The 24,882-nt window shown below is 73.9% G+C and carries 28 protein-coding genes; 17 read left to right on the top strand and 11 right to left on the bottom strand.

Annotated elements, in window-relative coordinates; genetic code table 11:
- Positions 1-187 precede the first annotated feature (187 nt).
- From Q7T67_RS07860 to Q7T67_RS07835, 6 genes are all read left to right on the top strand, one after another.
- Positions 188-1,411, top strand: a complete 1,224-nt coding sequence (locus tag Q7T67_RS07860) for a sedoheptulose 7-phosphate cyclase (RefSeq protein WP_304787762.1) — start codon at positions 188-190, stop codon at positions 1,409-1,411.
- Positions 1,412-1,516: 105 nt separating this feature from the next.
- Positions 1,517-2,302: an O-methyltransferase gene (locus tag Q7T67_RS07855; protein ID WP_370695375.1), complete on the top strand. Its 786-nt coding sequence runs from the start codon at positions 1,517-1,519 to the stop codon at positions 2,300-2,302.
- 28 nt (positions 2,303-2,330) lie between these two features.
- A complete protein-coding gene (locus Q7T67_RS07850; protein WP_304787757.1) occupies positions 2,331-3,707 on the top strand; it encodes a hypothetical protein in 1,377 nt (458 codons plus the stop codon).
- Positions 3,707-4,792, top strand: a complete 1,086-nt coding sequence (locus tag Q7T67_RS07845; protein WP_304787755.1) for a hypothetical protein — start codon at positions 3,707-3,709, stop codon at positions 4,790-4,792. Before Q7T67_RS07850 ends, Q7T67_RS07845 begins: the two co-directional genes overlap by 1 nt.
- Positions 4,782-5,561: a TauD/TfdA family dioxygenase gene (locus Q7T67_RS07840; RefSeq protein WP_304787753.1), complete on the top strand. Its 780-nt coding sequence runs from the start codon at positions 4,782-4,784 to the stop codon at positions 5,559-5,561. The genes Q7T67_RS07845 and Q7T67_RS07840 overlap by 11 nt, the downstream gene beginning before the upstream one ends.
- Before the next feature lie 180 nt (positions 5,562-5,741).
- Positions 5,742-5,936 carry a hypothetical protein gene (locus tag Q7T67_RS07835; RefSeq protein ID WP_304787752.1) on the top strand — a complete coding sequence of 65 codons (195 nt, stop codon included), beginning with the start codon at positions 5,742-5,744 and terminating at the stop codon, positions 5,934-5,936.
- 159 nt (positions 5,937-6,095) lie between these two features.
- On the opposite strand, the gene Q7T67_RS07830 is transcribed toward Q7T67_RS07835, so the two are convergent.
- Positions 6,096-6,335 (bottom strand): hypothetical protein, encoded by a 240-nt coding sequence (locus Q7T67_RS07830; protein WP_304787750.1) that lies wholly within the window; start codon positions 6,333-6,335, stop codon positions 6,096-6,098.
- A 374-nt stretch (positions 6,336-6,709) separates the two neighbouring features.
- Between Q7T67_RS07830 and Q7T67_RS07825 the strand changes: the two genes are divergently transcribed.
- Complete coding sequence (locus Q7T67_RS07825) at positions 6,710-6,994, top strand: hypothetical protein (protein ID WP_304787748.1); 285 nt, start codon at positions 6,710-6,712, stop codon at positions 6,992-6,994.
- Positions 6,995-7,068: 74 nt separating this feature from the next.
- Entirely contained in the window at positions 7,069-8,172 is a 1,104-nt protein-coding gene (locus Q7T67_RS07820) for a DUF1963 domain-containing protein (protein ID WP_304787746.1), read from the top strand.
- A gap of 15 nt (positions 8,173-8,187) precedes the next feature.
- On the opposite strand, the gene Q7T67_RS07815 is transcribed toward Q7T67_RS07820, so the two are convergent.
- Positions 8,188-8,682 (bottom strand): DapH/DapD/GlmU-related protein, encoded by a 495-nt coding sequence (locus Q7T67_RS07815; protein WP_370695374.1) that lies wholly within the window; start codon positions 8,680-8,682, stop codon positions 8,188-8,190.
- A gap of 249 nt (positions 8,683-8,931) precedes the next feature.
- On the opposite strand from Q7T67_RS07815, the gene Q7T67_RS07810 reads away from it, so the two are divergent.
- Entirely contained in the window at positions 8,932-10,353 is a 1,422-nt protein-coding gene (locus Q7T67_RS07810; protein WP_304787742.1) for an MFS transporter, read from the top strand.
- Positions 10,354-10,473: 120 nt separating this feature from the next.
- Positions 10,474-10,704, top strand: coding sequence for a DUF6458 family protein (locus tag Q7T67_RS07805; RefSeq protein ID WP_304787740.1), 231 nt, complete (start codon positions 10,474-10,476; stop codon positions 10,702-10,704).
- Between the two features lie 40 nt (positions 10,705-10,744).
- On the opposite strand, the gene Q7T67_RS07800 is transcribed toward Q7T67_RS07805, so the two are convergent.
- Together Q7T67_RS07800 and Q7T67_RS07795 are read right to left on the bottom strand one after the other, a co-directional pair.
- Positions 10,745-12,283, bottom strand: coding sequence for an RNA polymerase sigma factor (locus Q7T67_RS07800; RefSeq protein ID WP_304787738.1), 1,539 nt, complete (start codon positions 12,281-12,283; stop codon positions 10,745-10,747).
- 79 nt (positions 12,284-12,362) lie between these two features.
- The gene (locus Q7T67_RS07795; protein WP_304787736.1) at positions 12,363-14,177 is read right to left on the bottom strand and encodes a branched-chain amino acid ABC transporter substrate-binding protein; all 1,815 of its coding nucleotides are present in this window, start codon (positions 14,175-14,177) and stop codon (positions 12,363-12,365) included.
- Between the two features lie 194 nt (positions 14,178-14,371).
- Between Q7T67_RS07795 and Q7T67_RS07790 the strand changes: the two genes are divergently transcribed.
- Complete coding sequence (locus Q7T67_RS07790) at positions 14,372-14,782, top strand: YchJ family protein (protein WP_304787734.1); 411 nt, start codon at positions 14,372-14,374, stop codon at positions 14,780-14,782.
- Between the two features lie 22 nt (positions 14,783-14,804).
- Here the strand turns inward: Q7T67_RS07790 and Q7T67_RS07785 are convergent, their stop codons facing one another.
- Entirely contained in the window at positions 14,805-15,713 is a 909-nt protein-coding gene (locus tag Q7T67_RS07785; RefSeq protein ID WP_304787732.1) for a TetR family transcriptional regulator, read from the bottom strand.
- Positions 15,714-15,783: 70 nt separating this feature from the next.
- Between Q7T67_RS07785 and Q7T67_RS07780 the strand changes: the two genes are divergently transcribed.
- The 3 genes from Q7T67_RS07780 (at position 15,784) to Q7T67_RS07770 (ending at position 17,856) form a co-directional block, all read left to right on the top strand.
- Positions 15,784-16,806 (top strand): amidohydrolase family protein, encoded by a 1,023-nt coding sequence (locus Q7T67_RS07780; RefSeq protein ID WP_370695373.1) that lies wholly within the window; start codon positions 15,784-15,786, stop codon positions 16,804-16,806.
- Positions 16,807-16,885: 79 nt separating this feature from the next.
- On the top strand, positions 16,886-17,359 hold the full coding sequence (soxR, locus tag Q7T67_RS07775; protein WP_304787729.1) for a redox-sensitive transcriptional activator SoxR: 474 nt from the start codon (positions 16,886-16,888) through the stop codon (positions 17,357-17,359).
- Between the two features lie 44 nt (positions 17,360-17,403).
- Positions 17,404-17,856: a luciferase family protein gene (locus tag Q7T67_RS07770; RefSeq protein WP_304787727.1), complete on the top strand. Its 453-nt coding sequence runs from the start codon at positions 17,404-17,406 to the stop codon at positions 17,854-17,856.
- Positions 17,857-17,898: 42 nt separating this feature from the next.
- Here the strand turns inward: Q7T67_RS07770 and Q7T67_RS07765 are convergent, their stop codons facing one another.
- Together Q7T67_RS07765 and Q7T67_RS07760 are read right to left on the bottom strand one after the other, a co-directional pair.
- Positions 17,899-18,369, bottom strand: coding sequence for a nuclear transport factor 2 family protein (locus Q7T67_RS07765; protein ID WP_304787725.1), 471 nt, complete (start codon positions 18,367-18,369; stop codon positions 17,899-17,901).
- Between the two features lie 106 nt (positions 18,370-18,475).
- Positions 18,476-19,054: a hypothetical protein gene (locus Q7T67_RS07760; RefSeq protein WP_304787723.1), complete on the bottom strand. Its 579-nt coding sequence runs from the start codon at positions 19,052-19,054 to the stop codon at positions 18,476-18,478.
- Positions 19,055-19,261: 207 nt separating this feature from the next.
- On the opposite strand from Q7T67_RS07760, the gene Q7T67_RS07755 reads away from it, so the two are divergent.
- Both Q7T67_RS07755 and Q7T67_RS07750 read left to right on the top strand, forming a co-directional pair.
- Positions 19,262-19,432 carry a CsbD family protein gene (locus Q7T67_RS07755; protein ID WP_304787721.1) on the top strand — a complete coding sequence of 57 codons (171 nt, stop codon included), beginning with the start codon at positions 19,262-19,264 and terminating at the stop codon, positions 19,430-19,432.
- Between the two features lie 21 nt (positions 19,433-19,453).
- A complete protein-coding gene (locus Q7T67_RS07750) occupies positions 19,454-19,606 on the top strand; it encodes a hypothetical protein (protein WP_304787719.1) in 153 nt (50 codons plus the stop codon).
- Positions 19,607-19,905: 299 nt separating this feature from the next.
- Here Q7T67_RS07750 and Q7T67_RS07745 read toward each other — a convergent pair whose 3' ends face one another.
- Together Q7T67_RS07745 and Q7T67_RS07740 are read right to left on the bottom strand one after the other, a co-directional pair.
- Positions 19,906-20,187 (bottom strand): YrhK family protein, encoded by a 282-nt coding sequence (locus tag Q7T67_RS07745; protein ID WP_304787717.1) that lies wholly within the window; start codon positions 20,185-20,187, stop codon positions 19,906-19,908.
- Between the two features lie 104 nt (positions 20,188-20,291).
- Positions 20,292-21,440 carry a TDT family transporter gene (locus tag Q7T67_RS07740; protein ID WP_304787714.1) on the bottom strand — a complete coding sequence of 383 codons (1,149 nt, stop codon included), beginning with the start codon at positions 21,438-21,440 and terminating at the stop codon, positions 20,292-20,294.
- Between the two features lie 206 nt (positions 21,441-21,646).
- Here Q7T67_RS07740 and Q7T67_RS07735 point away from each other — a divergent pair, with 206 nt between their 5' ends.
- Positions 21,647-22,357: a thioredoxin domain-containing protein gene (locus tag Q7T67_RS07735; protein WP_304787712.1), complete on the top strand. Its 711-nt coding sequence runs from the start codon at positions 21,647-21,649 to the stop codon at positions 22,355-22,357.
- 227 nt (positions 22,358-22,584) lie between these two features.
- Here the strand turns inward: Q7T67_RS07735 and Q7T67_RS07730 are convergent, their stop codons facing one another.
- A complete protein-coding gene (locus Q7T67_RS07730) occupies positions 22,585-23,355 on the bottom strand; it encodes a glutathione S-transferase N-terminal domain-containing protein (protein WP_304787710.1) in 771 nt (256 codons plus the stop codon).
- A gap of 20 nt (positions 23,356-23,375) precedes the next feature.
- On the bottom strand, positions 23,376-24,854 hold the full coding sequence (locus Q7T67_RS07725; RefSeq protein ID WP_304787708.1) for a cytochrome P450: 1,479 nt from the start codon (positions 24,852-24,854) through the stop codon (positions 23,376-23,378).
- Positions 24,855-24,882: the final 28 nt, after the last annotated feature.

Below are 24,882 nucleotides of genomic sequence, written 5' to 3'. Positions count from 1 at the left end.
GACGCACGACTTCGGCGCCGCCGACGACCGCGTCGAGCAGCTGAGCCTCGCCGGGCGGCAGTCGCTGACCGCCGCCGCCTAGCAGTCCACGGTCGTCCGCCGCACGCGCGGGGCTCCGGCCCCGCGGACGACCGACGCCTTCACGCGGCTCCGGCCGCTTCGCCCCAGAACCCCTGAGGACCCAGCCATGAGCAACGTCGAAGCCCAGTACACCGCCACCGACACCGCCTTCCACGTCGAGGGCTACGAGAAGATCGAGTTCAGCCTGCTGATCGTCGACGGGGCCTTCTCGCCCGAGAACACCGAGATCGCCGACAGCTACCGCGACGCCGGCCGCTGCCTGATGATCGTCGACGAGGCGGTCTACGGCCTGTACCGCCAGACCTTCGAGGCGTACTTCGAGCACCACGGGATCGCGCTGACCGCCTTCCCCGTCCGCCAGCACGAGACCGAGAAGTCCCTCCGCACGCTCGAGAAGATCGTCGACCAGTTCGGCGACTTCGGGCTGCTGCGCAAGGAGGCCCCGCTCGTCGTCGGCGGCGGGCTGACCACCGACATCGCCGGCTTCGCGTGCGCCAGCTACCGGCGCGCCACGCCCTACATCCGGGTGCCGACCACGCTGATCGGCCTCGTCGACGCCAGCGTCGCGATCAAGGTGGCCGTCAACCACGGCCACATGAAGAACCGCCTGGGCGCCTACCACGCCTCGTCGAAGGTCCTGCTCGACTTCTCGTTCCTCAAGACGCTGCCCGTCGAGCAGGTCCGCAACGGCATGGCCGAGCTCGTGAAGATCGCCGTCGTCGCCGACCTCGGGCTGTTCGAGCTGCTCGAGCAGCACGGCGAGGACCTCCTGCGGACGAGCTTCGGCCACGTCGACGGCACCCCCGAGCTGCTGGAGGCCGCGCGCAAGGGCACCTACGACGCGATCGACACGATGCTCAAGCTCGAGGTCCCGAACCTCCACGAGATCGACCTGGACCGCGTGATCGCCTACGGCCATACGTGGAGCCCGACCCTCGAGCTCGTGCCCGAGACGCCGATGCGCCACGGCCACGCCGTCTGCGTCGACATGGCGTTCTCCGCCACGCTCGCCGCCGAGCGCGGCTACATCACCCCCGAGGACCGCGACCGCGTCCTGCGCCTGATGAGCGGCCTGGGCCTCGCGATCGACAGCCCGTACCTCACCCCCGAGCTGCTCGACAAGGCGACGGAGTCGATCTCGCAGACCCGCGACGGCCTGCTGCGCGCCGCGGTCCCCAAGCCCATCGGCACGTGCTTCTTCGTCAACGACGCGACGTCGGAGGAGCTCGCCGCGACGCTCGCCGTGCACCGCGAGCTGTGCGCCGAGCACCCCCGTGGCGGCGACGGCGAGGACATGTTCGTCACGGCCGGCGCGCCCGTCGCCGGCTGAGCGGACCCCGTGAGCGTCGAGACCGACACGGCGACGAGCGGCGTCCCGGCCGGACCGGGAGCCGCGTCGTCGTCCGGGCCCGGTCCCGGAGGCATCCCGCGGCCGGTGACCCCGGTGGGCATCCTCGCCCGGGAGCTCGACGCCCTCGTGGAGCGGGTCGCCGCGGACGAGCGGCAGGACCCGCAGCTCCTCGACGGGCTGCGGCGCGCCCGCGACCTCGCAGGCGGTCTGGACCCCTACGTCGCCGCATCCACGACACCAGAGTCCGCGGCCCTCGCCGCCCTGGACCGGCGCACCCGCGAGGAGGACTGGGCCGCCGTCGCCGGTGATCTGGGTCTGGAGCAGGAGATGCTCTCCGGGCACGTCGAGGGCCAGGTCCTGAAGTTCCTGGTCCACGCGATCCGGGCGCGCCGCGTGCTCGAGGTCGGGCTCTTCACCGGCTACTCCGCCCTCGCGATGGCCGAGGCGCTGCCCGACGACGGCGAGCTCGTGGCCTGCGAGGTCGACGCGCACGCCGCGGCCGTGGCCGCCGAGTGCCTCGAGGCCTCGACGGCCGGCGGCCGGGTCCGCATCGAGGTCGCACCGGCGGGCGAGACGCTCGACCGCCTGGCCGACGCGGGGGAGACCTTCGACCTCGTCTTCATCGACGCGGACAAGGCCGGGTACCTCGGCTACCTCGAGACGGTCCTCGATCGCGGCCTGCTCGCGGACGGCGGCATCGTCGCCGTGGACAACACGCTGCTGCAGGGCGAGCCGTACCTGCCGTCCGCACCGACCGTCAACGGAACGGCGATCCGCGACTTCAACGCGGCCGTCGCGGCGGACCCGCGCATCGAGCAGGTCCTCGTCCCGCTGCGCGACGGTCTGACGCTGATCCGCCGGGCGGCGTGAGCGTGCCGGGCGCCGACCGGACACCGCGATGAGCACGCTGCACGCCGCACCGGCACAGGCGACCGCCGGTCCGGCAGACGCGGTCCCGCTGCGCGCCCGGGCCGGCGCGGTGGTCCGCAGCGCCGCCGTCCTCGGCGCCCTGGCCGCGGTCCTGCCCGTCAACGCCGCGGTCACGGGCGCCTCACTCGTCCGACGACGCCCGCGCACGCCCGCCCGTCCTGCCGCGTCGCCGCGCAGGACGATCCTGATCAGCGGCGGCAAGATGACGAAGGCGCTGCAGCTCGCCCGGTCCTTCCACGCGGCCGGGCACCGCGTCGTCCTCGTCGAGACGGAGCGCTACCGCCTGACGGGCCACCGCTTCTCGCGGGCCGTCGACGCGTTCCACGTCGTCCCGCAGCCCGAGGACCCCGACTACGCCGACGCGCTGCTGCGGATCGTCCGCGCCGAGGGCGTCGACGTCTACGTCCCCGTCTGCAGTCCCAAGGCGAGCCTGTACGACGCCCGCGCCCGCGCCGTCCTGGACCCGCACTGCGAGGTCGTCCACGTCGACGCGGCGACGATGCCGACGCTCGATGACAAGGACCGCTTCGCGGCGGCGGCCGCGGAGCTCGGCCTCGCGGTCCCGGAGACGCACCGCATCACCGACCCGGCCCAGGTCGCCGACTTCGCCTTCCCCGACGACGGCCGCACGTTCGTCCTGAAGAGCATCGCCTACGACCCCGTCCGCCGACGCGACCTCACGCCGCTGCCGCGCCCGACGCCCGAGGAGACCGCGGCGTTCGCCCACTCCCTGCCGATCTCGGACGACAACCCGTGGATCCTCCAGGAGTTCGTCGCCGGCGAGGAGTTCTGCACCCACAGCACGGTCCGCGGCGGCCGCGTCCAACTGCACTGCTGCTGCCGCTCCTCGTCGTTCCAGCTGAACTACGAGCACGTCGAGGACCCCGAGATCGAGGAGTGGGTCGTGCGGTTCGTCGGCGCCCTCGGGCTGACCGGCCAGGCGTCGTTCGACTTCATCCGCGCCGCCGACGGCGTCGCCTACGCGATCGAGTGCAATCCGCGCACGCACTCCGCGATCACGATGTTCTACGACCACCCCGGCGTCGCCGCCGCGTACCTCGAGGACGGCACGCCGACGGTCCGCCCGACGGCGACGAGCCGTCCGACCTACTGGCTGTACCACGAGCTCTGGCGGGCGCTGCGGCGTCCCACGAGCGCGCCGGAGCGCGCCCTCGTCGTCCTCCGCGGCAAGGAGGCGATCCTCGACCGCGCCGATCCGCTGCCGTTCCTGCTCGTCCACCACCTGCAGATCCCACTGCTGCTCGCGCGCAACCTGGTCCGCGCCAAGCCGTGGCTGACGATCGACTTCAACATCGGCAAGCTCGTCGAGCCGGCGGGCGACTGATGGGCACCGACGCCGAGGGGTCGGGGGAGGCCCGGGCCGCCGCAGCCCGGCCGGACCCGCGGCGCCTCCGGGTCCTGCACCTCGTGGGCTCGCCGACGACCGCGTTCTTCGCCGACCTCTCGCGCCTCTACGCCCGGGACTGCCTGGAGACCGTCCGCGACGACGAGCGGTACGAGACCCACGTCGCCCACGTCGACCCCGACGGTCTCTGGCGGTTCCCGACCGACCAGGGGGACCCGCTCTCCGCCGGGGCCCTGCAGGCCGCCGAGCGGATGCCGGTCGCCGCCGCGATCGCGCACATCGCGTCGCTGCGGGTCGACCTGATGGTGCCGCAGATGTTCTGCGTCGCCGGCATGACCTCCTACCGTGCCCTCTTCGACGTCCTCGGGATCCCCTACGTCGGCAACCGCCCCGATGTCATGGCCTTGACGGCCGACAAGGCGCAGGCCCGCGCCGTGGTCGCCGCGGCGGGCGTCGACGTCCCCCGCGGGGAGCTCGTGCGCGCCGGCGGGCGCACCACCCTCGACCTGCCCGTGGTCGTCAAGCCGGTCGACGCCGACAACTCCGCCGGCGTGGCCCTCGTGCGCGAGCCGTCGGAGCTCGACCCGGCCCTCGTCGCGGCCCTGGAGCACGCCGACGCGGCGCTGGTAGAGACGTACGTGCCGCTGGGCCGCGAGGTGCGCTGCGGCGTCCTGCAGCGCGACGGGGAGCTCGTCTGCCTGCCGTTGGAGGAGTACCGCGTGACCGGCGTGCGGACGGCGGAGGACAAGGTCGTCCGGCACGCCGACGGCGACCTGCGGCTCGTCGCCAAGGGCGACGAGCACGCGTGGATCCTGCCGACGGACGACCCGATCACGGCCGCGGTCCACGAGCTCGCCCGCCGCGCGTTCGTCGCCCTGGGGTGCCGCCACTACGGCCTGTTCGACGTGCGCGTCGCCCCCGACGGCCGTCCGTGGTTCCTTGAGGCCAGCCTGTACTGCTCGTTCGCCCGCCAGAGCGTGCTCTGCGCGATGGCGCAGGCCGCCGGCACCGGGCCGGCCGAGCTGTTCCGCAGCACCATCCAGGAGGAGCTCCATGGACGTTGAGACGCTGGACCCCGTCGGCGCGCGCGTGACCGGCACGACCCTGCGCGACCTCGGCCCCGACGGGATCGAGGAGCTGCGCGGCCTGCTCGCCGAGCACGGCGTCGTCGTGCTCCCCGGCCAGGACGACGCCACGGACGAGGACTTCGTCGCGTTCCTCCGCCGCTTCGGCCCCCTGGCGTTCACGAAGGGCGAGGCCTCCGCGCCGGGGTTCCCCGACCTCAACGTCGTCAGCAACGTGGGACGGACCACACCGCCGAAGAGCTCCTGGCACGTCGACACGAGCTACGTCCGCAAGCCCCCGGCCTACACCGCGCTGCGGGCGGTGCAGATCCCGGAGCAGGGGGGAGCGACCCTCTTCTCCGATCAGGCACGCGCGCTCACGACCCTGGATCCCGCGCTGCGCGAGATGGTCGAGGACCGCAGCATCCGTCACGTCGTCACCGGCGTGGTCCTCGAGGACGGCGACGAGCACGAGGCCTGGCACCCGATCGTGCGGCCGCACCCGCTGACCGGACGTCCCGGGCTCTACCTCACGACCCCGGGCCGCTGCGCCGAGGTCAGCGGCCTGTCGGACGAGGAGGGCGAGGACGTCGTCGCCCGGCTGTTCCACCACTCGACCCGGCCCGAGAACGTCCACGCGCACGCCTGGGAGGCCGGGGACGTCGTGATCTGGGACAACGCCCGCGTGCTGCACCGGGCGGAGCACTCCGACGTCCGGGGAGACCGCGTGATGCACCGCGGCATGGTCGCCGCGCACCGCGCGGCGTAGCGACGCTCCCATCCGGGGCGCGGGCGAGGGACGACGGTCGCCGCGGGCGGGTCGCGCGGCCACCCTCAACGCGACATAACGCTGCGCGTGGGGTGCGTACGCGGGGACGCCACGGGGTAGTACCGAGGTGACGCCGGACCACCAGGACCGGCGCCTCCCCCCGACAGAGGAAGGATCCAGATGTTCGAGATTCTCGGAAGCACCTCTTCACCCGTCATCGCCGGTTCGGCGACGACGCCCCGGATCGACATGGACGCCGATCGCGGCGCGGGCGCCGCGTCCGCGGCCACGGCCGCCGCCCGCGAGGCCCTGCAGCGCGAGACCACCAGCGGCGTCGAGTGGCTCCCGCGCCACGCCCCGCACCGCCGCATCTGATCCACCCCCGGGGCGGCCCTGACCCGCCCTCCACGCGCCGCCGACTCCCGTCGGTGCGCGCCCGCCGGGCCGTCGTCCTCCACCGACGGCCCGGCGTCTTCCGGTTGCCCGCCCCTGAGTCCCGCCCGCGGACCGGCGGGGGGACGGCCCGCCCGGTGCTCAGGCCCCGGCGACGAGGCCCGTGAAGGTCACCGACGTCCGGAGCTCCGCGATGCGGTCCGCGACGGCGAGGATCTCCTCCGGTGTCGCGGACGCGCCGTCGGCCATCGCCCCCGTGATGCGGGACAGCTCGTCGACGATGGCGATGCCGCGAGCGCGGTTGCGCTCGGCCAGGACCTCGCCGGCCGTCCGTCGGGCGCCGGCGTCGTCGAGGACGTGGTCTGCTGGGTTTCGCTCCACGGACTGAAAGGGCACACCCACGTTGTAATACGTGCATCAGTCCGGGGTGGCGAAACTCGATGGGTGTACGACTCACACGCCCTCCGGAGCCCCGGAGACGGGGCGCCCCCGCTCGCGTGCACGGTGCCGCCCGTCGCGCGCGCCAACGTCGCCGGCGGCCCGATGGGCGCCGGCGGCCGATCGGCGGCGGCCAGATCGGCGGCGGCGACGAGATCCCCGATCCGGGTCTCGGTCGGTCGTCTCGCCCGAGACGCGGATCCGGTACCGCAGGCGACCCTGATCCCGGTCTCGCTCCGACGCGCCCGCCGAGACCCGCATCGGGTCCTCTACAGAACACGCCTCACAGGCCCCCGGTCGTGCGAACATGCGTTCGCATGGGCGGCGCGGAGCAACGACAGGTGGCCTCGGGGGCGGCGGCGCGGGTCCGGGAGCAGGCGGAACGCGTGCGGCGTCTGGACGGCAGGCTGGCGGAGATCAGACGGCACCGCGTCGAGCTCGACGACGCCCGGCGGTTCGCCCTCGGCCACGAGTCGGGCCTCCGGGCCGCCGTCGGCCTGGCGGTCCTGGACGCCGATCCACCCACGGACGAGCAGATCGCCCGTGCGGCCGGGTGGTCCGTGGGGGACGTCGAGGCGCACCGGGCGCGCCTGCGCCGCTGACGGAGGGGTCGCGGCGGCCGCCGACCGGAGCGCCACCGCCGGAAGACGCGCCGGGCATCCCGTACCGTCCGGCCATGGGCCTGTTCCACCGCCTCCGCCGTGCCGCGTCCGGGGAGGAGGAGGGTCCCGCCGCTGCCACGGCCGGCGGGGGGAGCGTCGCGGGGCCGCAGACCTTCGCCGGGCTCCGCCGCCTGATGGCCGAGGGCGCCGACACCACGCTCCAGCGCGCCGAGATCGAACGCGTCCTCGTCGCCAACGGCGTGCCCGGCAGCGTCGCGGCCCGGTCGGTCGCCTCCATGGTCGACGGCGTCGCGCTGCTGGAGCACGGTGCCTGGCCCGAGCTGGCCCCGGCTCCGGGCTGTCGGCTCGGGGGCGAGCCGCTCCTGCCCGCGGGGGCGTCGTGGCCGCTCGACAGGACGGGGCGTCCGCTGACCTTCGTCGCCGTGCTCGACCTCGCGGACCTGCCGCCCGTCTCCGCCCCCGCGGACGGCCTGGCCCCCGCGGACGCCCCGGCACCTGCGGCATCGCGCACGGCGCCCGCGGCGTCGGGCACCGCCCGTCCGGCATCGGGCTTCGCGCCCACGGCGTCCGGCACCGTCCGTCCGGCATCGGGCTTCGCGCCCACGGCGTCCGGCCCAGCGCTGCCGGCCTCCGGCGTGCTGCTCGTCTTCTGGGACCAGGCGTTCGCCGACGCCCCGGAGATCGACTTCGTCGACGCCACCCGCGTCTTCTCGGTGGCGGATCCGACCGGCCTCGAGTCGGCGGGCGCGCCGGACGGCACCCAGACGTTCGGACCCGTCGCGCTGTGCCCCGTGCGGATGCCGTTCCCGGCCACCGACGATGGGCTCGGGGGCGACGCGCTCCCCGACGGGGTGCCGATCGACGAGCTGCGCGCCGCCCTCCGCGAGGAGCAGGGGCATCGCCTGCTGGGCGTGTCGCACGACATCCAGGGGCCGGTCCTCGACGAGGTCGCCTACTGGCTGCGGGAAGGGACCGCGGGGACCCGGTCGCGGTACACGGAGGCGGAGCTCGCGGGGGAGGGCTGGGCGCTGCTGGCCCAGGTCGACGAGACGTCCGGCCTGGTCCTCGGCGACGCCGGCGCGCTCTACCTCGTCCTGCCCCGGGCGGACCTCGACGCCGGCCGCTTCGATCGCGTGATGGGGATCATGCAGTGCTGAGGGGCCGCGGGGGCCTCACCCCACCGGCCGCAGGACCCGCGCCGGATTGCCGGCGACCAGGGTCGCCGGCGGGACGTCGCGGGTGACGACCGCGGCGGCGCCCACGACGGCTCCGTCGCCGATGCGCACGCCGCCCAGGACCGTCGCGCCGGCGCCGATCCACACGTCCCTCCCGATGACGATCTCGGCGAACACGATCCCGGCACGGCGCTCGGCGACCGCGGTCGGATGGCCGCTGCTGATCAGGCTGACGTTCGGGCCGATCATCGTGCCGTCGCCGATCTCGATCCCGCCGATGTCGTTCAGCGTGCAGCCGTGGTTGATGAAGACGTCCGCCCCGACCCGCAGGTCGACGCCGTGGTCGCTGTGGAGCGGCGGCACCAGCCGAAACCGCGCGGGTGTGGGTCGACCGGTCAGCTCCGCCCAGGCGCGGCCGATCGCGTCCTGATCGGCGTACGGCAGGCGGTTCAGCGCCTCGCAGCACGCGAACGCCCGTGGCACGCCGGCCATCGCGCGTCGCAGCTCGTCGCTGCCGCGGGGGAGGTGGCGCTCGCCCTTCACGGACGCCGGACCGGTCGTGTCGTGGGCAGCACGATCACGATCCTAGGCGCGGGAGACGACGGATCCACAGCGCGCGACGCCCCCGCCGACGTGCGCCGGCGGCTGCCGGAACGGACTTTCCGCTACCCTCGACGACGCGCATCGGAACTGTCGTTCCGGTGCGGGTCCGTTCCTCGACCGATCGCCGGGATCCCGTCCATGAGCACTCCGTCCGCCCCGTCACGCACCCCGTCGGTGACGCTCGCCGTCCTCGCCGTCTCCGGTGTGGCCTTCGCGCTGCTGCAGTCCCTCGTCGCCCCGGCGCTGCCCGACATCCAGACCGAGCTGGACACGAGCGCCGCGTCCGTCGCCTGGGTGCTCACGGGCTACCTCCTCAGCGCCTCCGTCGCCACCCCGATCGTGGGTCGGCTCGGCGACATGTTCGGCAAGGCGCGGGTGCTGCTGGTCGTCCTCGTGATCCTCTGCGTCGGCACCGCGCTGGCCGCCGTCGCCTCGTCGATCGCGGTGCTCATCGCGGCGCGCGTGATCCAGGGCGTCGGCGGCGGCATCTTCCCGCTGGCGTTCGGGATCATCCGTGACGAGTTCCCGCGCGAGAAGGTCGCGGGAGCGATCGGGCTGATGTCCGCCCTGCTCGGCATCGGGGGCGGCCTGGGCATCGTCCTGGCCGGCGTCATCGTCGACAACCTGAGCTACCACTGGCTGTTCTGGCTCCCGCTCCTCGCCGTCGTGCCGGCCGCGATCGCGACGCGCCTCTACGTGCCGGAGTCGCCGGTGCGGACCCCGGGCCGCATCAACTGGGCGGCGGCGCTGCTGATGTCGCTGGGCCTCGCAGCGGTGCTGCTGGCGGTCAGCGAGGGGGAGGGCTGGGGATGGCTGTCGGCCCGGGCGGTCGGCCTGTTCGTGGTCGGCCTTCTCCTGCTCGCGGCGTGGGTCCGGACCGAGCTGCGCTCCGAGGTGCCGCTGGTCGACATGCAGATGATGCGGCTGAAGGGCGTCTGGACGACGAACCTCGTCGGCCTGCTCCTCGGCGTCGGGATGTACTCGTCGTTCATCCTCGTGCCCCAGCTGGTGCAGCAGCCCGAGAGCACCGGCTACGGGTTCGGCGCGTCGGTGACGCAGGCGGGGCTCTTCATGGTGCCGTCGGCGCTCTTCATGCTCATCGCGGGGTCGTTCGCGGGACGGCTCGAGGCCCGGTTCGGGTCCAAGCCGCCGCTGATGGTCGGGACGGCGTTCACGGCGGCGTCGTTCCTCGTGCTGATCGTGGCGCACGACCGGGAGCTCGGCGTCTATCTGTCGTCCGTCCTGCAGGGCATCGGCATCGGCCTGGCGTTCGCGTCGCTGGCCAACCTCATCGTGCAGAACGTCCGACAGGACCAGACGGGCGTGGCCACCGGGATGAACACCGTGATGCGGTCGCTCGGCGGGGCGATCGGCGGGCAGATCGCCGCGGCGATCCTCGCGGCCGAGCTGATCGGTGGACGACCCTCCGAGGGCGGCTTCACCGCCGCGTTCGTCTTCTGCTTCGTCGCGCTGCTGGTCGGGCTGGCCACGTGCGTGCTGATCCCCGGTCGGCCGCGGGCGGACCGGGCGCCGTCCACGGCCGCGGCCGCCGCCGACTGACCCGGTCCGGCACCGACGGGCCGGCGTCCGGACCCGGGTCCCTGGAGACCGGTCGGCCGACCGGTGAGGCCGGGGCGGGGGTCGCACCTGACCTTCGGGCCCGGGGGCCGTTGCAGGAGCATGACCTACGGAACAGCACTCTTCCTCATCGCCGTCGGCGCGATCCTCCGCTTCGCGGTGACCGCCGACGCGAAGGGCTTCGACATCAACGCCGCCGGCACGATCCTGATGGTCGTCGGCGTCGTCGGCCTCGTCCTCAGCCTGCTCTGGTCGGCCCTCTACGCCCGCCGCCGCCGCGAGGTCCTCGTCGAGGAGCCCGTCGTCCGCGAGTCGCGGCGCGTCCGCCGCTAGGACGAGAGGCGGGCACGGTCGGGGGACCGTCGACGAGCCGTCAATCCTTCGGCTCGGAACCCCCGCCCTTCGAGCTCCCGCCTGCGGCGGACCCCGACGCGCCCGAGCCCTTGGAGGCCTTCCCGGTCGAGCCGTCGCCGTTCCCCGAGGAGCCCTTCGCCCGCTCCGCCTTCGCCTTGGCGGCCGCGTCGGCCTTCGCCTCGCGCCTGGCCGCCGCGGCGGCCTTGGCCCGGGACGCACGGTCGGCTCCCGTCCCGCGGGCCGCCTTCTCCGTGGCCCGGTCGGCCTTGGCGGCCGCGCGGTCCGCCGCGGCGGCGTCCTTCGCGGCAGCGCGCCCGTCGTCCGTCCCGGTCGCCGGAGCGGTGGTCGTCTGCCCGCCGGCGGCGCCGGGCTGTCCCCCGCCGGTGGCGCCGGGCTGTCCCCCGCCGGGGGTGGTGGAGGACGTCCCGGACGCCGGGCTCGGAGCGGCTGCGCTCCTGGCCGCCCCGCCGGACGGACCCGTCCCACCCGTGACGCCCACGACCGAGGAGGACGGACCGCCGGAGGCCCCACCACCCGGCGCGACACCCCCGGAGGCGGCCGGCGATCCGCTCGGGGCGGGCGTACCGGCGCCTCCGGTCGCCGTCGCCGTCGCGCCTGCGCCGGTCCCGCGGTCGGCGATCGACGTGCCCGCCACGACGGCCGCGCCCCCGGCCACGGTGACGGTGGCGGCCACGACCGCGACCTTGGCGGCGCCCGCGGCGATCAGGGTGGCCCCGAAGCCGCCGCCGGTCCCGACCGCGACGGTGGCGGCGGTGCCACCGGCCGCGCCGCCGACCACCGCGGTGCCCTTCAGGGCGGCAGCGACGCCCGACGCGCCGAGCAGCGGCATCGCCGGGGACAGCGCCGCCAGGTCCGCGGGCCGCTGCACGAGCGCGACCCGGAACCGCTCGCAGGTCCCGCAGGTGCGCAGGTGGGCGCGCATCCGGCGCGATCGCGAGACCCGACCGTCGCCGTCCGACAGTGCCCGCCGGACCTCGTCACAGCGCATGGCCCTGCCCTCCGCGCAGTCGGCGAGGCTGCTGCGGGCCTCGTACAGCGTCTGCTTCACCGCACGTGCGCTCGTGCCCAGCGCCTCGCCGATCTGCTCGTGGCTCAGGCCGCTGAGCTCGCGCATCACGAGCGCGCCCCGCTGGCGCTCGGGCAGGTCCTGCAGGTCGGCCCGCAGGAGCGTCAGGCGCTCCCGCGTCTCGACGGTCTGCTCCACCGTGTCGTCGGGTCCGCCGAGCGTCTCGTCGAGCTCCGTCGTCGCCGGTCGCCGTCGGATCAGCGAGATCGCCTCGTTGTGCGCGATCCGGAACAGCCAGGGACGCAGCGCCAGGTCGCGGCCCTCCGCCTGCAGCGCCGAGAACGCCTTCAGCATGGCGTTCTGCAGCGCGTCGCGGGCGTCGTGCTCGTTCCCGAGGATCGACCGGCAGTAGCGGAAGAGCTCCTGCTCGTGCTTCGCGTAGAGCGCCGCGAAGGCCTCCGGGTCGCCCGCCCCGCTGCGTGATCGTCGGCCCCGGGAGCGGGACGCGAACGCTGGTGCTCCTGAGGTCATCGTTCCCGCCCTTCGGCCCGTCCATGGAGGAAGGACGCGCGAGTACCCCGAAAGGTCAGGTCCTATCCGCTGCGTGCGCTCAGTAGCGCATGTTCCCGATGATCGACGAGCGCGACTCCTGCATCTTCTTCACGAAGTTCGTCATCACGTCGAACGCCTCGTTGCGCTTGTTGGACATCGACTGCAGGCGCAGCATGTCCATCTGCTGGCTGTTGCTCGCCGCGTCGAGCATCCCCTTGACCCGGTCGGCCGACGTCCGGAGCCCTCCGAGCGTCCCCGTGGTGGGTGCCGGCGTCAGGCCGGCGTCCGTCCAGGCCTTGATGAGGTCGTCCACGGCGGACCCGAGGTTCGGCAGCGTGAACGTGAGGCGGTCGACGGACGAGTCGGCGGGGAACCGCGCCACGAGCGTGTTCATCCGGCTCAGCACCGTGTTGAGCTTCGCGACCTGTTCGTTGCGCTTCTGCACCTCCTCGATCTGCGTCTGGAGCTGCAGGTCGAGGAGCTTCGTGCGCTCGGCCTGGACCATCATGAGCGCGGTCTCGATGTCCATCGACTGGATGTTCGCCATGTTGACCGACGTGGTGCCTCCGACCGAGGACTGCGCCTTCATCGGGGCGCCACCGTTCCGGGCGAGGCGCCGCTTCCTCTCCAGACGCGCCTTGAACGCGGCGCTCTGCTTCTTCACGAGGCTCGCGACGGCGAGCTCGCCCGGGGTCTGGACGCGCCCGCCCTTCAGCCGCAGCTCGTCGAACACGCCGTAGGTGGAGTCGCCGGTGGCGGTGATCGTCCAGGGACCCGAGAGGCCGGTCTGGGGGGTCCCGTCGAACACGGCGGTGCGGACGCTCTCGCGGGTGACCGCGCCGGTCCTCGCGGAGCGGTCGACGGCGCGCAGCAGCGCGGTCATGCCGTTGTGGGCGAAGACGGAGAACGCGGCGGGTCGGCGGCCGAGGCCGTGGGTGCGCGTCGGTCGCGGGTCGGCGTGGGCGGCGGGTGCCGTGACCCGCAGGACGGACTGGGCCGGGCCGGCCTGCTCGGCGAACGCGTCGTTGGCCAGCGCCTCGCCCCCGAAGATCAGCGTGCTCGGCGACGCGGCGTGCAGGGCGCGGACGACGGCGGCGGCGCCGCTGGACGGCGAGCCGCCATAGACGATCGCGCGCGGCTTGAGCGTCCCGACCTCGCGGGCGAGCGCGGCGAGGCCGGCGCCGTCGGGTGCGGCGACGCGGCGGCCGATCACACGGACGCCGCTGCGGGCGCCGTCGCTCTCGAAGGCCGAGGTCAGCCCACGGCCGTACAGCCCGTCGTCGTCGACGAGCAGCACGCCGCCCGTCACGCCGGAGTTGCGGGCGTACTGGACCAGCGACGCGGCCTGCCGGGCGTCGTCGGGGATCGGGCGGAAGAAGGTGCGGATCCCGGTCGGCTGCAGCTCCGCCGAGCGGTCGGCCGCCGTCAGGCCCGTCGCGGTGCTGACGGGGGAGAGGTGGGCCAGCCCGGCGCGGTTGACGATCGGCATCGACAGCGCGGTGGCCCCCGAGTTGCCCTCGCCGACGTAGGCGATCGCGGTCGGGTCCGCCGCGGCACGCCGGGCGTTGGCGACGACCTTCGCCGGGTCCCACGCGTCGCCGGTGGCGTCATCGAGCCACACGAGCTTGATCCGTCGGCCGCCGGCCTCGCCGCCGCGGGCCTTGGTGGCGACCCGCAGGCCGCGGGCGATCAGCGCGGCCGACGGAGCCGCCTTGCCCTGCCGCGGGAGGCTGACGTAGACCCGCGAGACGGCTGACGCCCCGGCGGGAGCGGGTGCGGGGGTCGCGGCCCCGGCGGGCGTGGTTCCGAGCAGGGCGGCGAACGCCACGCCCGTCGTCGTCGCAGCCGCGAGGGCGCGGGCGTAGGAGGCCATGAGACCAGGGTCGTCCCTCCGGGTGAACGACGTGAGCCAGGTACGACACCTGTCTAGGTGAACGCCTGGACGTCACCTGGACTTCGGCTGGACGTCGAGGGTCCGCCCCGGCGCTCCGTGGCCGTCGGGCGCCCGCCCGGCCACGGCGGCGGCCGCGGTGGCCGGGGCGTCGCCGGTCGTGGGATCCTCCGACCATGTCGCCGGAGCGCCCGCGATCCCGTCGATGCCCGTGCGGCCTGGGCGAGTCCTACTCCGTGTGCTGCCGGCCCCTGCACCGCGGCCGACGCTCCGGGGCGGCGACCGCCACCACCGCCGAGCGGCTGATGCGCTCGCGCTACAGCGCCTTCGCGGTGGGTGACCGCGCGTACCTCCTGGCGACCTGGCACCCGTCGACGCGTCCGGCGACGCTGGACCTCGACCCGGACCTCACGTGGCAGCGGCTCGACGTCCTCGCCACGGCGGCGGGTGCCGAGGGCGACGCCACCGGCACGGTCGAGTTCGTCGCCCACCACCGCGACACCGCGGGTCGGGACGGGCAGCAGCACGAGGTCAGCGTGTTCGTGCGCGAGGCGGGGGAGTGGCTCTACGTCGGGCCGCAGGGCTGAGGCCGGACGGGCCGGTCCCGCCTCACCTCCGAGGGCTGCCGAAGCGCATGAGGTTGCCGTCGGGATCGACGTGCGCCCCCTCGCGCGTGCCGTAGTCGGTGTCGACGGGGGCGACGTGCCGGCCGCCCTGCACGGCCGCCCACTCGGCGGCGAGGGCGTCGGCGTCGGTGACCGCCAGGTAGGCACACCCGGCGGTCCGGGCGGGATCGTGCTCCGGGTTCAGCGCGACGTGCAGCTCGATGCCGTCCCGCGACGCGAAGCCGTAGGTCTCGTCGAACGCCCGGGCGGCGAAGCCGAGCGCCCGGTAGTGCTCGAGCCACCGGTCCACGTCCGTGGTCGAGAAGACCGGTGCGACGGACGTCGGCGCGGGGGAGGGCGTCCGACCGTCATCGCCGGCTGCGTCGGGCCTCAACCACGGTGCGATCGTCGAGGTGATCTGCTCGTCCGTGATCTCGCGCAGCCCTTCGAGCTCGAGGAAGTGCCGTGCGACGGTCAGCCCGAGGATGCCGCTCACCGCGAGCGCGGCGCGCAGCTCGGCGTCCTCGCCACCGGTCGCCCGCGCGAGGTTGGCGGTGCGCTCGTCGAGGAACGCCTTCATCGCCGCGGCGGCCTCCGGCGCGGTGAGCATCGACCGCACCAGCGCCCGGGTCTGCGGCGGCAGGCCGTCCATGCGGACGCGGAGCACGTCCACCAGGTGCTCCTCGACGTCGTCGTCCTCGGCCTCCTGGTCGAACCTCGTGGCGACGGCGAACAGCTCGACCTTCGTGCCGTAGTGCTGGATCACGAGCGACGGGTCGACCTGGGCACGAGCGGCGATCGCCCGCACCGTGGTGCCCTCGAGCCCCCGCTCGCCGAACTCCTCCTGCGCGGCGTCGAGGATCCGTCGGGCGGTCGCGGCGCGCTTCTCGGCACGGGTCGGTGGGGGCGTCATGCGCGTCCACTCTACAGACGTTGAGCGAGCTGCTACGTTGGGTCAACAGCCAATGAGCGAAATGAGCCGCATGCGCGTCGTCGCGATCGAGGAGCACTGGACCACCCCGGGGATCGACCGGGCGCTGCGGGCGCAGCAGGGGAGCGCGCGGGACGGGAGCGTCCTGCTGAACGACCGGGGCGACATCCCGGAGCAGCTGCTCGACGTCGGCGCGGGACGGATCGCGGCGATGGACACCGCCGGCGTCGAGATGCAGGTGCTCTCGATCCACCCGCCCGGGACGAGCGGGCTCCCGGTCGCGGAGTCCATCGCGCTCAGCCGCGACGCGAACGACCGGGCGTCGGACGCCGTCGGTCGGTACCCCGACCGACTGCGCGCGATGACGACGCTGCCCCTGCCCGACCCCGGGGCGGCCGCCGAGGAGCTGCGGCGGACGGCCGGGATGCCCGGCCACGTCGGGGTCATGACCTACGGCCGCAGCGGCGACCGCCCGCTCGACGACCCCGCCTACGACGACCTGCTCGCCCTCGCCGCCGACCTGCGCCGCCCGGTCTTCGTGCACCCGCAGATCCCGCCCGCCGCCGTCCGCGCGGCGTCGTACTCCGGCATCGACCCGACGATCGACCTCGGTCTGGCGACCTTCGGCTGGGGCTGGCACCTCGAGGCGGGGACCGCGGTCCTGCGGCTCATCCTCCGCGGGACGTTCGACCGGCACCCCGGGCTGCAGGTCGTCCTGGGGCACTGGGGGGAGATGCTCCTCTTCGCGCTGGACCGCGCCGACGGCCTGTCGAACGTCGCCCCGCACCTGGAGCGCCGGGTCGCCGACTACTTCCGGACGAACATCCACGTGACCACGAGCGGCATGCTGACCCCGCGGCTGCTGTCCCACGCGCTGGACGTCACGACGGCCGACCGCATCCTGCTCTCCGGCGACCACCCGTTCCACCGGCTCGACGCGGCCCACGTCGCCCGGTTCCTCGAGGCGATCCCCGACGCGGACGACCGGCGGCGGATCGCCCACGGCAACGCCGACGCGCTCTTCGGGCTCGGGTCCGGACGGGCCGCGGGGGAGGCGGGGCCGGGAGCCCCCTGAGCCGTCCCGTCGAGCGGGTCCGCGCGACGGGACGGCCCGCCGGCGCGCGACACCGGCCCCCGTGTGGTGAGAATGCGCCATGTCCGAGCTGCTCACGATCGGCGAGGTCTCCAGGCGCAGCGGGGTGGCGGCGTCGGCGCTCCGTTACTACGAGGACCGGGGTCTGATCGCGTCGGAGCGGGCGGGGTCGGGACACCGCCGCTACCGGCGCCCGGTCCTGCGGCGGATCGCCTTCGTCGTCTTCGCCCAGCGGGTCGGGCTGCGCCTGGACGAGATCGGCGCGCTGCTGGACCAGCTGCCGCCCGGCCGCGCGCCGACGCGTGAGGAGTGGGGTCGACTGTCGGAGCCCTGGGGGCGCAGGATCGACGAGCGCATCGCCGAGCTCGAGCGACTGCGGACCGGCCTGACGTCGTGCATCGGCTGCGGGTGCCTCTCCCTGGACCGGTGCCGGCTCGCGAACCCCGACGACCGTGCTGCGGCGCACGGTCCCGGGCCCCTGGCATGGGGCGGAGCGTCGGGTGCGACATCGGACCTTGACTTCAAGTCCACTTGAGGTCATACGGTCGGGGGCGTCCGCAGAACGACCGAGGAGTCACCGTGTCCGTCCCCGAGCATCCCGTCCCCGAATCGCCCGCCGCGGCCGGCCCGGACCGGCCGGCGTCCGTCGGTCCCGTCGGAGGACCGGCCGCATCGTCGCCCGACGTCCACCCCCGTGGCGTCCCGGGCGCGCTGGACGCCGTCACCGCCGAGGCCACCGCCTGGGAGGGCGTCTCCACCACCACGGGGGACCGCGGCGAGTGGTCGTTCCGGCTCGGCCGCCGCGAGATCGGCCACCTGCACGGCGACCGCGTGCTGCACCTCGCCTTCCCGAAGGCGGTGTGGCACGAGCTGCACGAGGCGGGCCGCATCACGTTCCATCCCGTCTTCCCGGGCAGGGTCGGCTGGGCGGCACGAGCGATCCACGACGAGGCCGACGTCCGCGACGTCGTCGCGCTGCTGCGCATCAACTACGACCGCGAGCGGGAACGCCACCCGCGGGCGGCCGCCTGACGTCCGGGGCGGGGGAGGCGGCCTCCGATCGACCGCGCCCGCTCAGAGCCCCAGGTCCGAGAGCCCGGGGTGGTCGGCGGGGCGCGGTCCCGCGAGGTCCCACCGGAACAGGCGGTCGGCCTCGTCGATCGCGACGTCGTTGATGCTCGCGTGGCGGTGGGTCATCAGGCCGTCGGCGTCGAACCGCCAGTTCTCGTTGCCGTGCGCGCGGAACCACTGCCCGGCGTCGGACCGCCACTCGTAGACGAACCGCACGGCGATCCGTGCGTCGTCGAACGCCCAGACCTCCTTGATCAGGCGGTAGTCGTGCTCGCGCTCCCACTTGGCCGCGAGGAACGCGACGATCTCGTCGCGTCCCTGCAGGAACGTGGAGCGGTTGCGCCAGCGGCTGTCCTCGCTGTAGGCCCCGGCGCAGCGCTCGGGATCGCGGGAGTTCCACGCGTCCTCCGCCGCTCGGGCCTTCTGGGCGGCGGTCGTCGCGGTGAACGGCGGAACGGGCGGGCGGGCGCTCATGGGGTCCTCGGGTCGGAACGGGCGACGAGCATCCACCGGACCGCGGACGGATCGGGCGGATCTCTCGTCCCGCTTCGCGTGAAGCCGGACCGTCCTGCGAGCGCGGCTACCAGTTCAGGTAGCCGCGGAACCCGAAGACGTACCCGTAGGTCCTGCTGCCCCCGGACCGGGCCTCCTTGAGCCCGTGGTAGCCCACGTGGAGGAAGAGCGGGCCGTGGTGGCTCTCGACGGCGGCGTGGGTGTCCGAGGCCTTCAGGTGGTGGCCCTGCCACACGCCGCCGCGGACGGCGAACGGACCGTTGGGCATCTTGACGGCCGCGAGGATCTTCGTGTCGTGACCGGACTCGAACAGCATCCAGCGCGAGTAGCCGGCGGGCAGGGTGTGCGAGGCGACGCCCGCGCCGTGCAGGAAGCCGTCGCAGTAGCCGGCCTCCAGGTGGGCCGGATCGCACCACTCGACCCGCACGTACTTGCCCCGCCCGACGCCGTGCTGGGAGACGCTGTGCTCCTCCGTCGCCTTGCAGCGGGCGGCCTTGTCGTTCCACTGCCACCAGTAGCAGTCGTTCGTCCCGGAGTAGGCGTCGAGGTGGGCGTGCAGCCGGGACTGCCCGGCCTGGGCGGAGGCCGGACCGAGCAGGAGCAGGGCCGCGAGGGCGAGGACGACGGCGAGCGATGGGCGCTTCATGCCCGTCCCTCGGCAGGGGACGCCCGGAGCATGAGCGCCGGCCGCTCCAGCGGACGGAGCATCGCCGCCGATCGAGAGGGGGGGGAATCAGCCCAGAACGTGCACGACCGTGCACCGGTGGTCTGCACCGTGCACGCGGTGGGTACGTGCGCCCTCGGCAGGCGGCGTGGCCGTCGGGCTCGTACTACCAACCGAGGGATCGATCAGATGAGCGCGAACAGCGACAAGCTCGAGGGCAAGGTCAAGGAGACCGCGGGTGCGGCGACCGGTGACGACTCGCTGAAAGCCGAGGGCAAGGCGGACCAGCACGCCGGCACGATCAAGGAGAAGGTCGGCGACGCCGTGGATGCGGTCGCGGACAAGCTGAAGGGCAAGTAGCGGCCGACGGGAGCTGAAGCCATGGACCTCGTCCTCGCCTCTGATGTGGTGCTCGCCGGGATCGTCGCGAAGGGGCTCGGCGTCATCGCGATCATCTTCGGCGTCGGTGCGCTGTTCGGCGCGATCCTCACGTCCTACGTCGCCTCGCGCATCCGCAGGATCCGCAAGCACTGACCGACGCGCACCCGGACTCGGCCCTCTCGGGGGGAGACGCAGAACCGCTCCGGGAGCTGTGCCGGTTCGCATCCCGGGACGGTCCTTCGGGGCCGACTCGAGGGACGGGATCGGCCGGTCCTGGACCCGGCGCGAGTCTGGCTCGCGCGCCGTCCCGCAACCAAGGGCCTGGGACGGTCGGTGTCCCGCGGTCTTCGGTCTCAGACGTGCGTGCCGATCTGTCGCCCGATCGGGGCGCCGCTGCGGTCGTGGAGCGGGCCTCATCGCTCGGACGCGCACGACGGCGCGACCACCGGGGTTCATCGCGGGTCGCCTGCCGCGGGCGACGCGGTGGTCGGCAGTCGGCGGAGGTGTGCGGAACGGACGAGGTCGATCGTGGGCTTGACGGCGAAGAGGATCGAGCCGACGAGGAAGAGCCAGTCCGCGGGCCTGCTCAACGAGGCGAAGAAGAAGAACGCGCTCCCGACGAGGAAGCACATGGCGGCGCTGAAGTCGACGCCGGTGCGGACCACCTGGTAGCGCCAGAACAGCTCGACGTGGCGCGGGGTGAGGTCCGCGAGGGAGGGGTGCAGCAGCTTCATGCCCTGCTCGTACCCGGACACGTCCGTTCGGGCTTGCCTCCTCGCTCAGGCCCGGGTACGGCGGCGCGACGCGCGCCCGAGAGCCGGCGGACGCGTGTTCGTGGTCAGTCGGCCTGCAGCAGGGTCCCGGTCCGCAGGGCGCCGTGGGCGGTGCGGACGGCAGCGGTGACCCAGGCGGCCAGCAGCAGCACGTAGAGACCGACGGCGATCCACGCGAGGACGTCCAGGCCGGTGTCCGTGGCCAGCAGCGACGTGCCGGTGACGACGGTGCCGACGGGGAAGGTGAAGCTCCACCAGGTCAGCGAGAAGCCCAGTCCCTGCCTGGCGGCGCGGACGACGAGCGCGGCGGCGATGACGAGCCAGAGCATCGCGAAGCCGAAGACCGGGGCGCCGTAGAGGACGCCCATGGCCTGGAAGCCGGTGGAGAAGGGTGCGGCGATGGCGATGTGGGCCTGGTTGCCCAGGAGGTTGGCGGCCGTGATCGACTGGCCGAGGGGCCCGAGCACGATGAACAGCGTGGGGACGGTGGCCACGGGCCCGGTCTTCTCGTAGGCCAGGCGGCTCCAGACGAGCGTGATGATGACGAGCGAGGCGAGCAGGCTGAGGCCGAACATCGCATAGCAGGCGAGCAGCATCGCCTCGCGGGCCTGGCCGGCGGGCAGGTGCTGGATCAGTGAGGCGCCGGTGGCGGCGGAGACCATCGGGGGGACGACGGGCATCAGCCACGTCGCGAAGGTGTGCTGCACGCCGACGTCGTGGCGGGTGAAGAGCCAGTAGGGCACCAGGGCGCTGGAGGCGAGGCCGCCGAGGGTGCCCAGGGCCCAGAGGACGAACGCGACGACGACCGCGGCGGGCATGCCGATGACGTCGTGGCCGACCAGCAGCGTGCCGGCGCCGACGGTCATCAGCGCCATCGGGGGCGCGCCGTAGAACGGCGCCATCGCGGGGTTCGACGCGTGGGCCCGGGCGTTGTCGGTGTGGCGGGTCCAGTGGACCGCGGTGATGGTGGTGAGGGTGATCAGCCAGGCGGCGGCGATGACCCAGACGCCGACGGCGAACTCGTGCAGTCCGGCGACCTGACGGGGCAGCAGCGCGGCGGCGTTGGCGACGATGCCGGTGCCCATGACCGACGCGAACCAGTTGGGGCCGATGTGCGCGAACGCGGCGCCGCGGTCCTCCAGCTCGAGGAGGAACGTGCGGCTCGACGGGGCGGATGTGGCGGTCATGTGGCGGGCGCTCGTCGTGGTGGCCATGAACACAGCGTGCGCCTCGAGAAGCCCGTCCACCAGTCATTCCTGCCGGTGTCGTATGCCGAAAGGGAATGCTCGAGGGGTTGGCGGTACGGCAGACTTCGGTCATGGCCCGTGCGACTCGTCCGCCGCTGACGGACCCTCCGGCGGCCGACGGTCGAAGGCCGCCTGCGGATGCTCTACGACATCGGCGCCTGCGGCTCCTGGGCGTGGCCGCGGTCGTCGCCGTGCTCGTCGTGGCGGTGGTGGTGGGCGTCGGGTCGTTCAAGCGCGACCCCGCAGCCGACGGCTCGCGGACGACCGTCCGTGGGGTCGAGGTCCGCGGCGCCGACGAGACCGCCGCGCTGCTCCGGGGACTGCCGCAGCGGGGGACCGTCCTCGGCCGCCCCGACGCGCCCGTGACGATCCTGGAGGTCTCCGACCTGAAGTGCCCCGGCTGCAAGGAGCACGCGATCGAGACGCAGCCGGAGATCGTCGAACGTCTCGTGCGGACGGGACGCGCGAACCTCCGGATGGTGCTCGCGAACTTCCGCGATCCCGCGCGGGCCACGACCGACGGTGCGCTCGCGCGCCGGGTCGCGTACGGGCTCGCAGCCGCGGACCGCTTCTGGGGCTTCGTCCAGACGACGTTCTGGAACCAGGGGGACACCCGGGAGGAGTGGGCGACCGAGCCGCTCCTGCGGAGCATCGCCGAGGCCGCGCCCGGCACGACCGGTGGCCAGGTCGCGGTTCGCGAGACGCCGGACTCCCAGGCCCTGACGGCCGCCGACGACCGGATCGTCCGGGCGCTCGGCACCGACGCGACCCCGTCGGTCTACGTCGTTGCCCGCGGTGCGACGACGGGCCCGCGGGTCTCGGCGTTCGACGACGTGGACGCGATCGCCCGCGCCGTGGACCGCGCCGCCGGGCGCTCCCGGTGACGCACGAGAACGCCGATGTCGAACGTCGCCAGGTCGAGAGCGGCAGTGTTGTCGAAAGGACACCCAGAGGGCCCAAAACGTGGGACGGCTCGGCGGATCGCTCAGGGCCTGGTCGCGATCTCGCGCTCACCCAGGTGTCGCTCCTCTCTAGGGAGATGGCAGCAACGAGCTCAGCAGGGCGACGTTCGGGCGGTGCGGGGGAGGCGCCGCCGTTGGCCTTGGCCCGCTCACCGCGGAGACGCTGTGCGAAGCGGGGCGAGCCAGTCGGCGGGGAGCACACCTGCAGCGACGCCGGGCCGGTCCACGTAGGTCGGGAAGAGCGCGGCGGCCGCTCGCCCGCATGGGCGGTGTTCGATGGCGGGGCGCACGTCCGCGAGGATCATCCAGACGCCGATCGACGAGAGGATCTGGAAGTCGGCGGCGGTCGGTTCCGCTGTTCCGATGACGCCTCGATCGATGAGCTCGTCGACGCGGTCCAGGTGGTCCGGGATCGCGGCCAGGTCGGCTCGAACGCGGTCGTCGGTTGCGCCGTTGGCGGTGGCCGCGACCGTCGCCAGCGGCCGGCCCAGCAGACGCTTGGCCTGGCGAGCGATCGGGTTCGCGGTGCCGTCGGCCAGCAACACGTGGACGGCCTCGGGGCTGCGTCGCAGGTGGCCCCAGACCACCCGGCGGCCGATGTCCTGGAACGGCCCCGCTCCCCACGCCTCGGCCTGTCGCACGGCTCTGCCGCGCTCGGACCGGTCGGGGTAGAGCGGCGGCGTGCACGGCGAGAGCTTGTCGAGACGCTGGAAGATCGCGCTGCTCCCGTGGATCCGCTCCAGGCCGACCACCATGCCGGGGACCGTGGGCCGCTGGAACAGGCCGAGCATGATGAGACGGTGAGCACCAGGCGGCAACTCGCGGCGGCGGACCCGGATCCCCTTGGCCGCAGCCGCGGCCAGGACCGCCTCGCACGGGTGCGACTCCGCGAAGACGTACATGGCGACGGTGCTGGGCATGACCGCCCTGCGCGTCGACGTCACGTCGTGCCGGCCCCGTTCGTCGCGGAGTCCGTGCCGGGACGCCTCGAGGTGCGCCTCTCGGGCCGCATCGGGATCCCGTGGAGCGGCCGGAGCGTGATCGAGGCACCCAGCTCGATGGGCCCGGTGGTGGTGCGCTCGAACGTGTAGCGCTGGCTGATCATCGCGCCGAGGATCATCGCGTTGAGCATCGCGAAGCCCTGGCCGACGCACGCCCGCCGCCCGCCGCCGAACGGCAGGAACGAGAAGCGCGGGCGGGACTTCTGGGCGTCGTCCAGCCACCGCTCCGGCCGGTAGGCGTCGGGCTCCGGATAGACCGCCGGGTCGCGGTGCGTCGCCCAGATGGCGACCATGATCCGGGCGCCTGCGGGGATCCGGTAGCCGCCGACGACGTCGTCCTCGGCCGCGTCGCGGGGGACGTGCCAGGCGGGTGGGTAGAGCCGCATCGCCTCGTTGAAGCACGCCTCGAGGTACGGCAGGCGCGCGGCGTCCTGCACCGTGGGGACGCGGTCGCCGAGGACCTCGTCGAGCTCCGCGTGCAGGCGGTCGCGGACGTCGGGGTTCTCGGCGAGCAGCATCTGCATGAACGAGAGGCCGTGGGCGGTGGTCTCGTGGCCGGCGAAGATGAACGTCTTGATCTCGTCGATCACCTGGCGCCGGGAGAGCGTGCCGCCGCCCTCCTCGTCCTCGGTCTCCATCAGGAGCCGGAGCAGGTCGTCATGGTCGCCGTGGCCGTCCCGGATCCGCTGATCGACGACCTCGACGATGCGCTGATCCATCGCGTCCGCGTCGGCCACGTAGCGGCGCCAGCGCCTCGGGGTGGTGAGACGCGCGGCGCGGACGGCACCCACGTGCTTCATGCCCTGGCCGACCATCACGCCCGGGCTGCGGGCCATCGCGCCGATCTCGTGCAGCGCGTTGGCCAGGCCGCGCTCGATGTCGGCGGCGTCGGCGCTGAAGTCGTGGCTGACCAGGGCTCGACCGACGGTGTCGAGGCCGACGTGGAGGATCTCGGCGTCGACGTCGATCTCGTGGGCGGTGGGCCACTCGGCCTCCCAGCGATCCAACGCACGGGTGGCCGCGGCGGCCATGTGGTCGGCGTACGGCGCGAGGTGGCGCTTGGCGAAGAGGGGCTGCACCATCCGGCGAGAGCGACGCCAGGTCTCGCCCTCGCTCGTGAAGAGGCCCTCGCCGAGCGCGGGGCGGAAGAGCTGGAAGAGGCTCGGCTTGGTGTAGCGGTCCTGAGCCGTGACGAGGACGTGGCGCGAGACGTCGGCCCCGCGCAGGAAGACGATGTTCTGGCCCCCGGCGCGAACCATCGACACGTCGCCGTAGGTCTCTGCGAGCTCGGTGGTGACCCCGAGCACGCTGCGCTGCGCGCGCCGCAGCACCGCCGGCGTCTCGCGGAGCGTCGGGCCGGGCGGCGGCGGGGCCTGGCTCGGGTCGAGGACGGGGTCGGTGGCGGTGGTGGTGTTCACGTGTGCCCTTCGATCGCCGACTATGCAG

Origin of the sequence: Patulibacter sp., assembly GCF_030655195.1 — a bacterium.
Classification (GTDB): domain Bacteria; phylum Actinomycetota; class Thermoleophilia; order Solirubrobacterales; family Solirubrobacteraceae; genus Patulibacter.
This window is presented reverse-complemented; position numbering and strand designations above follow the sequence as displayed.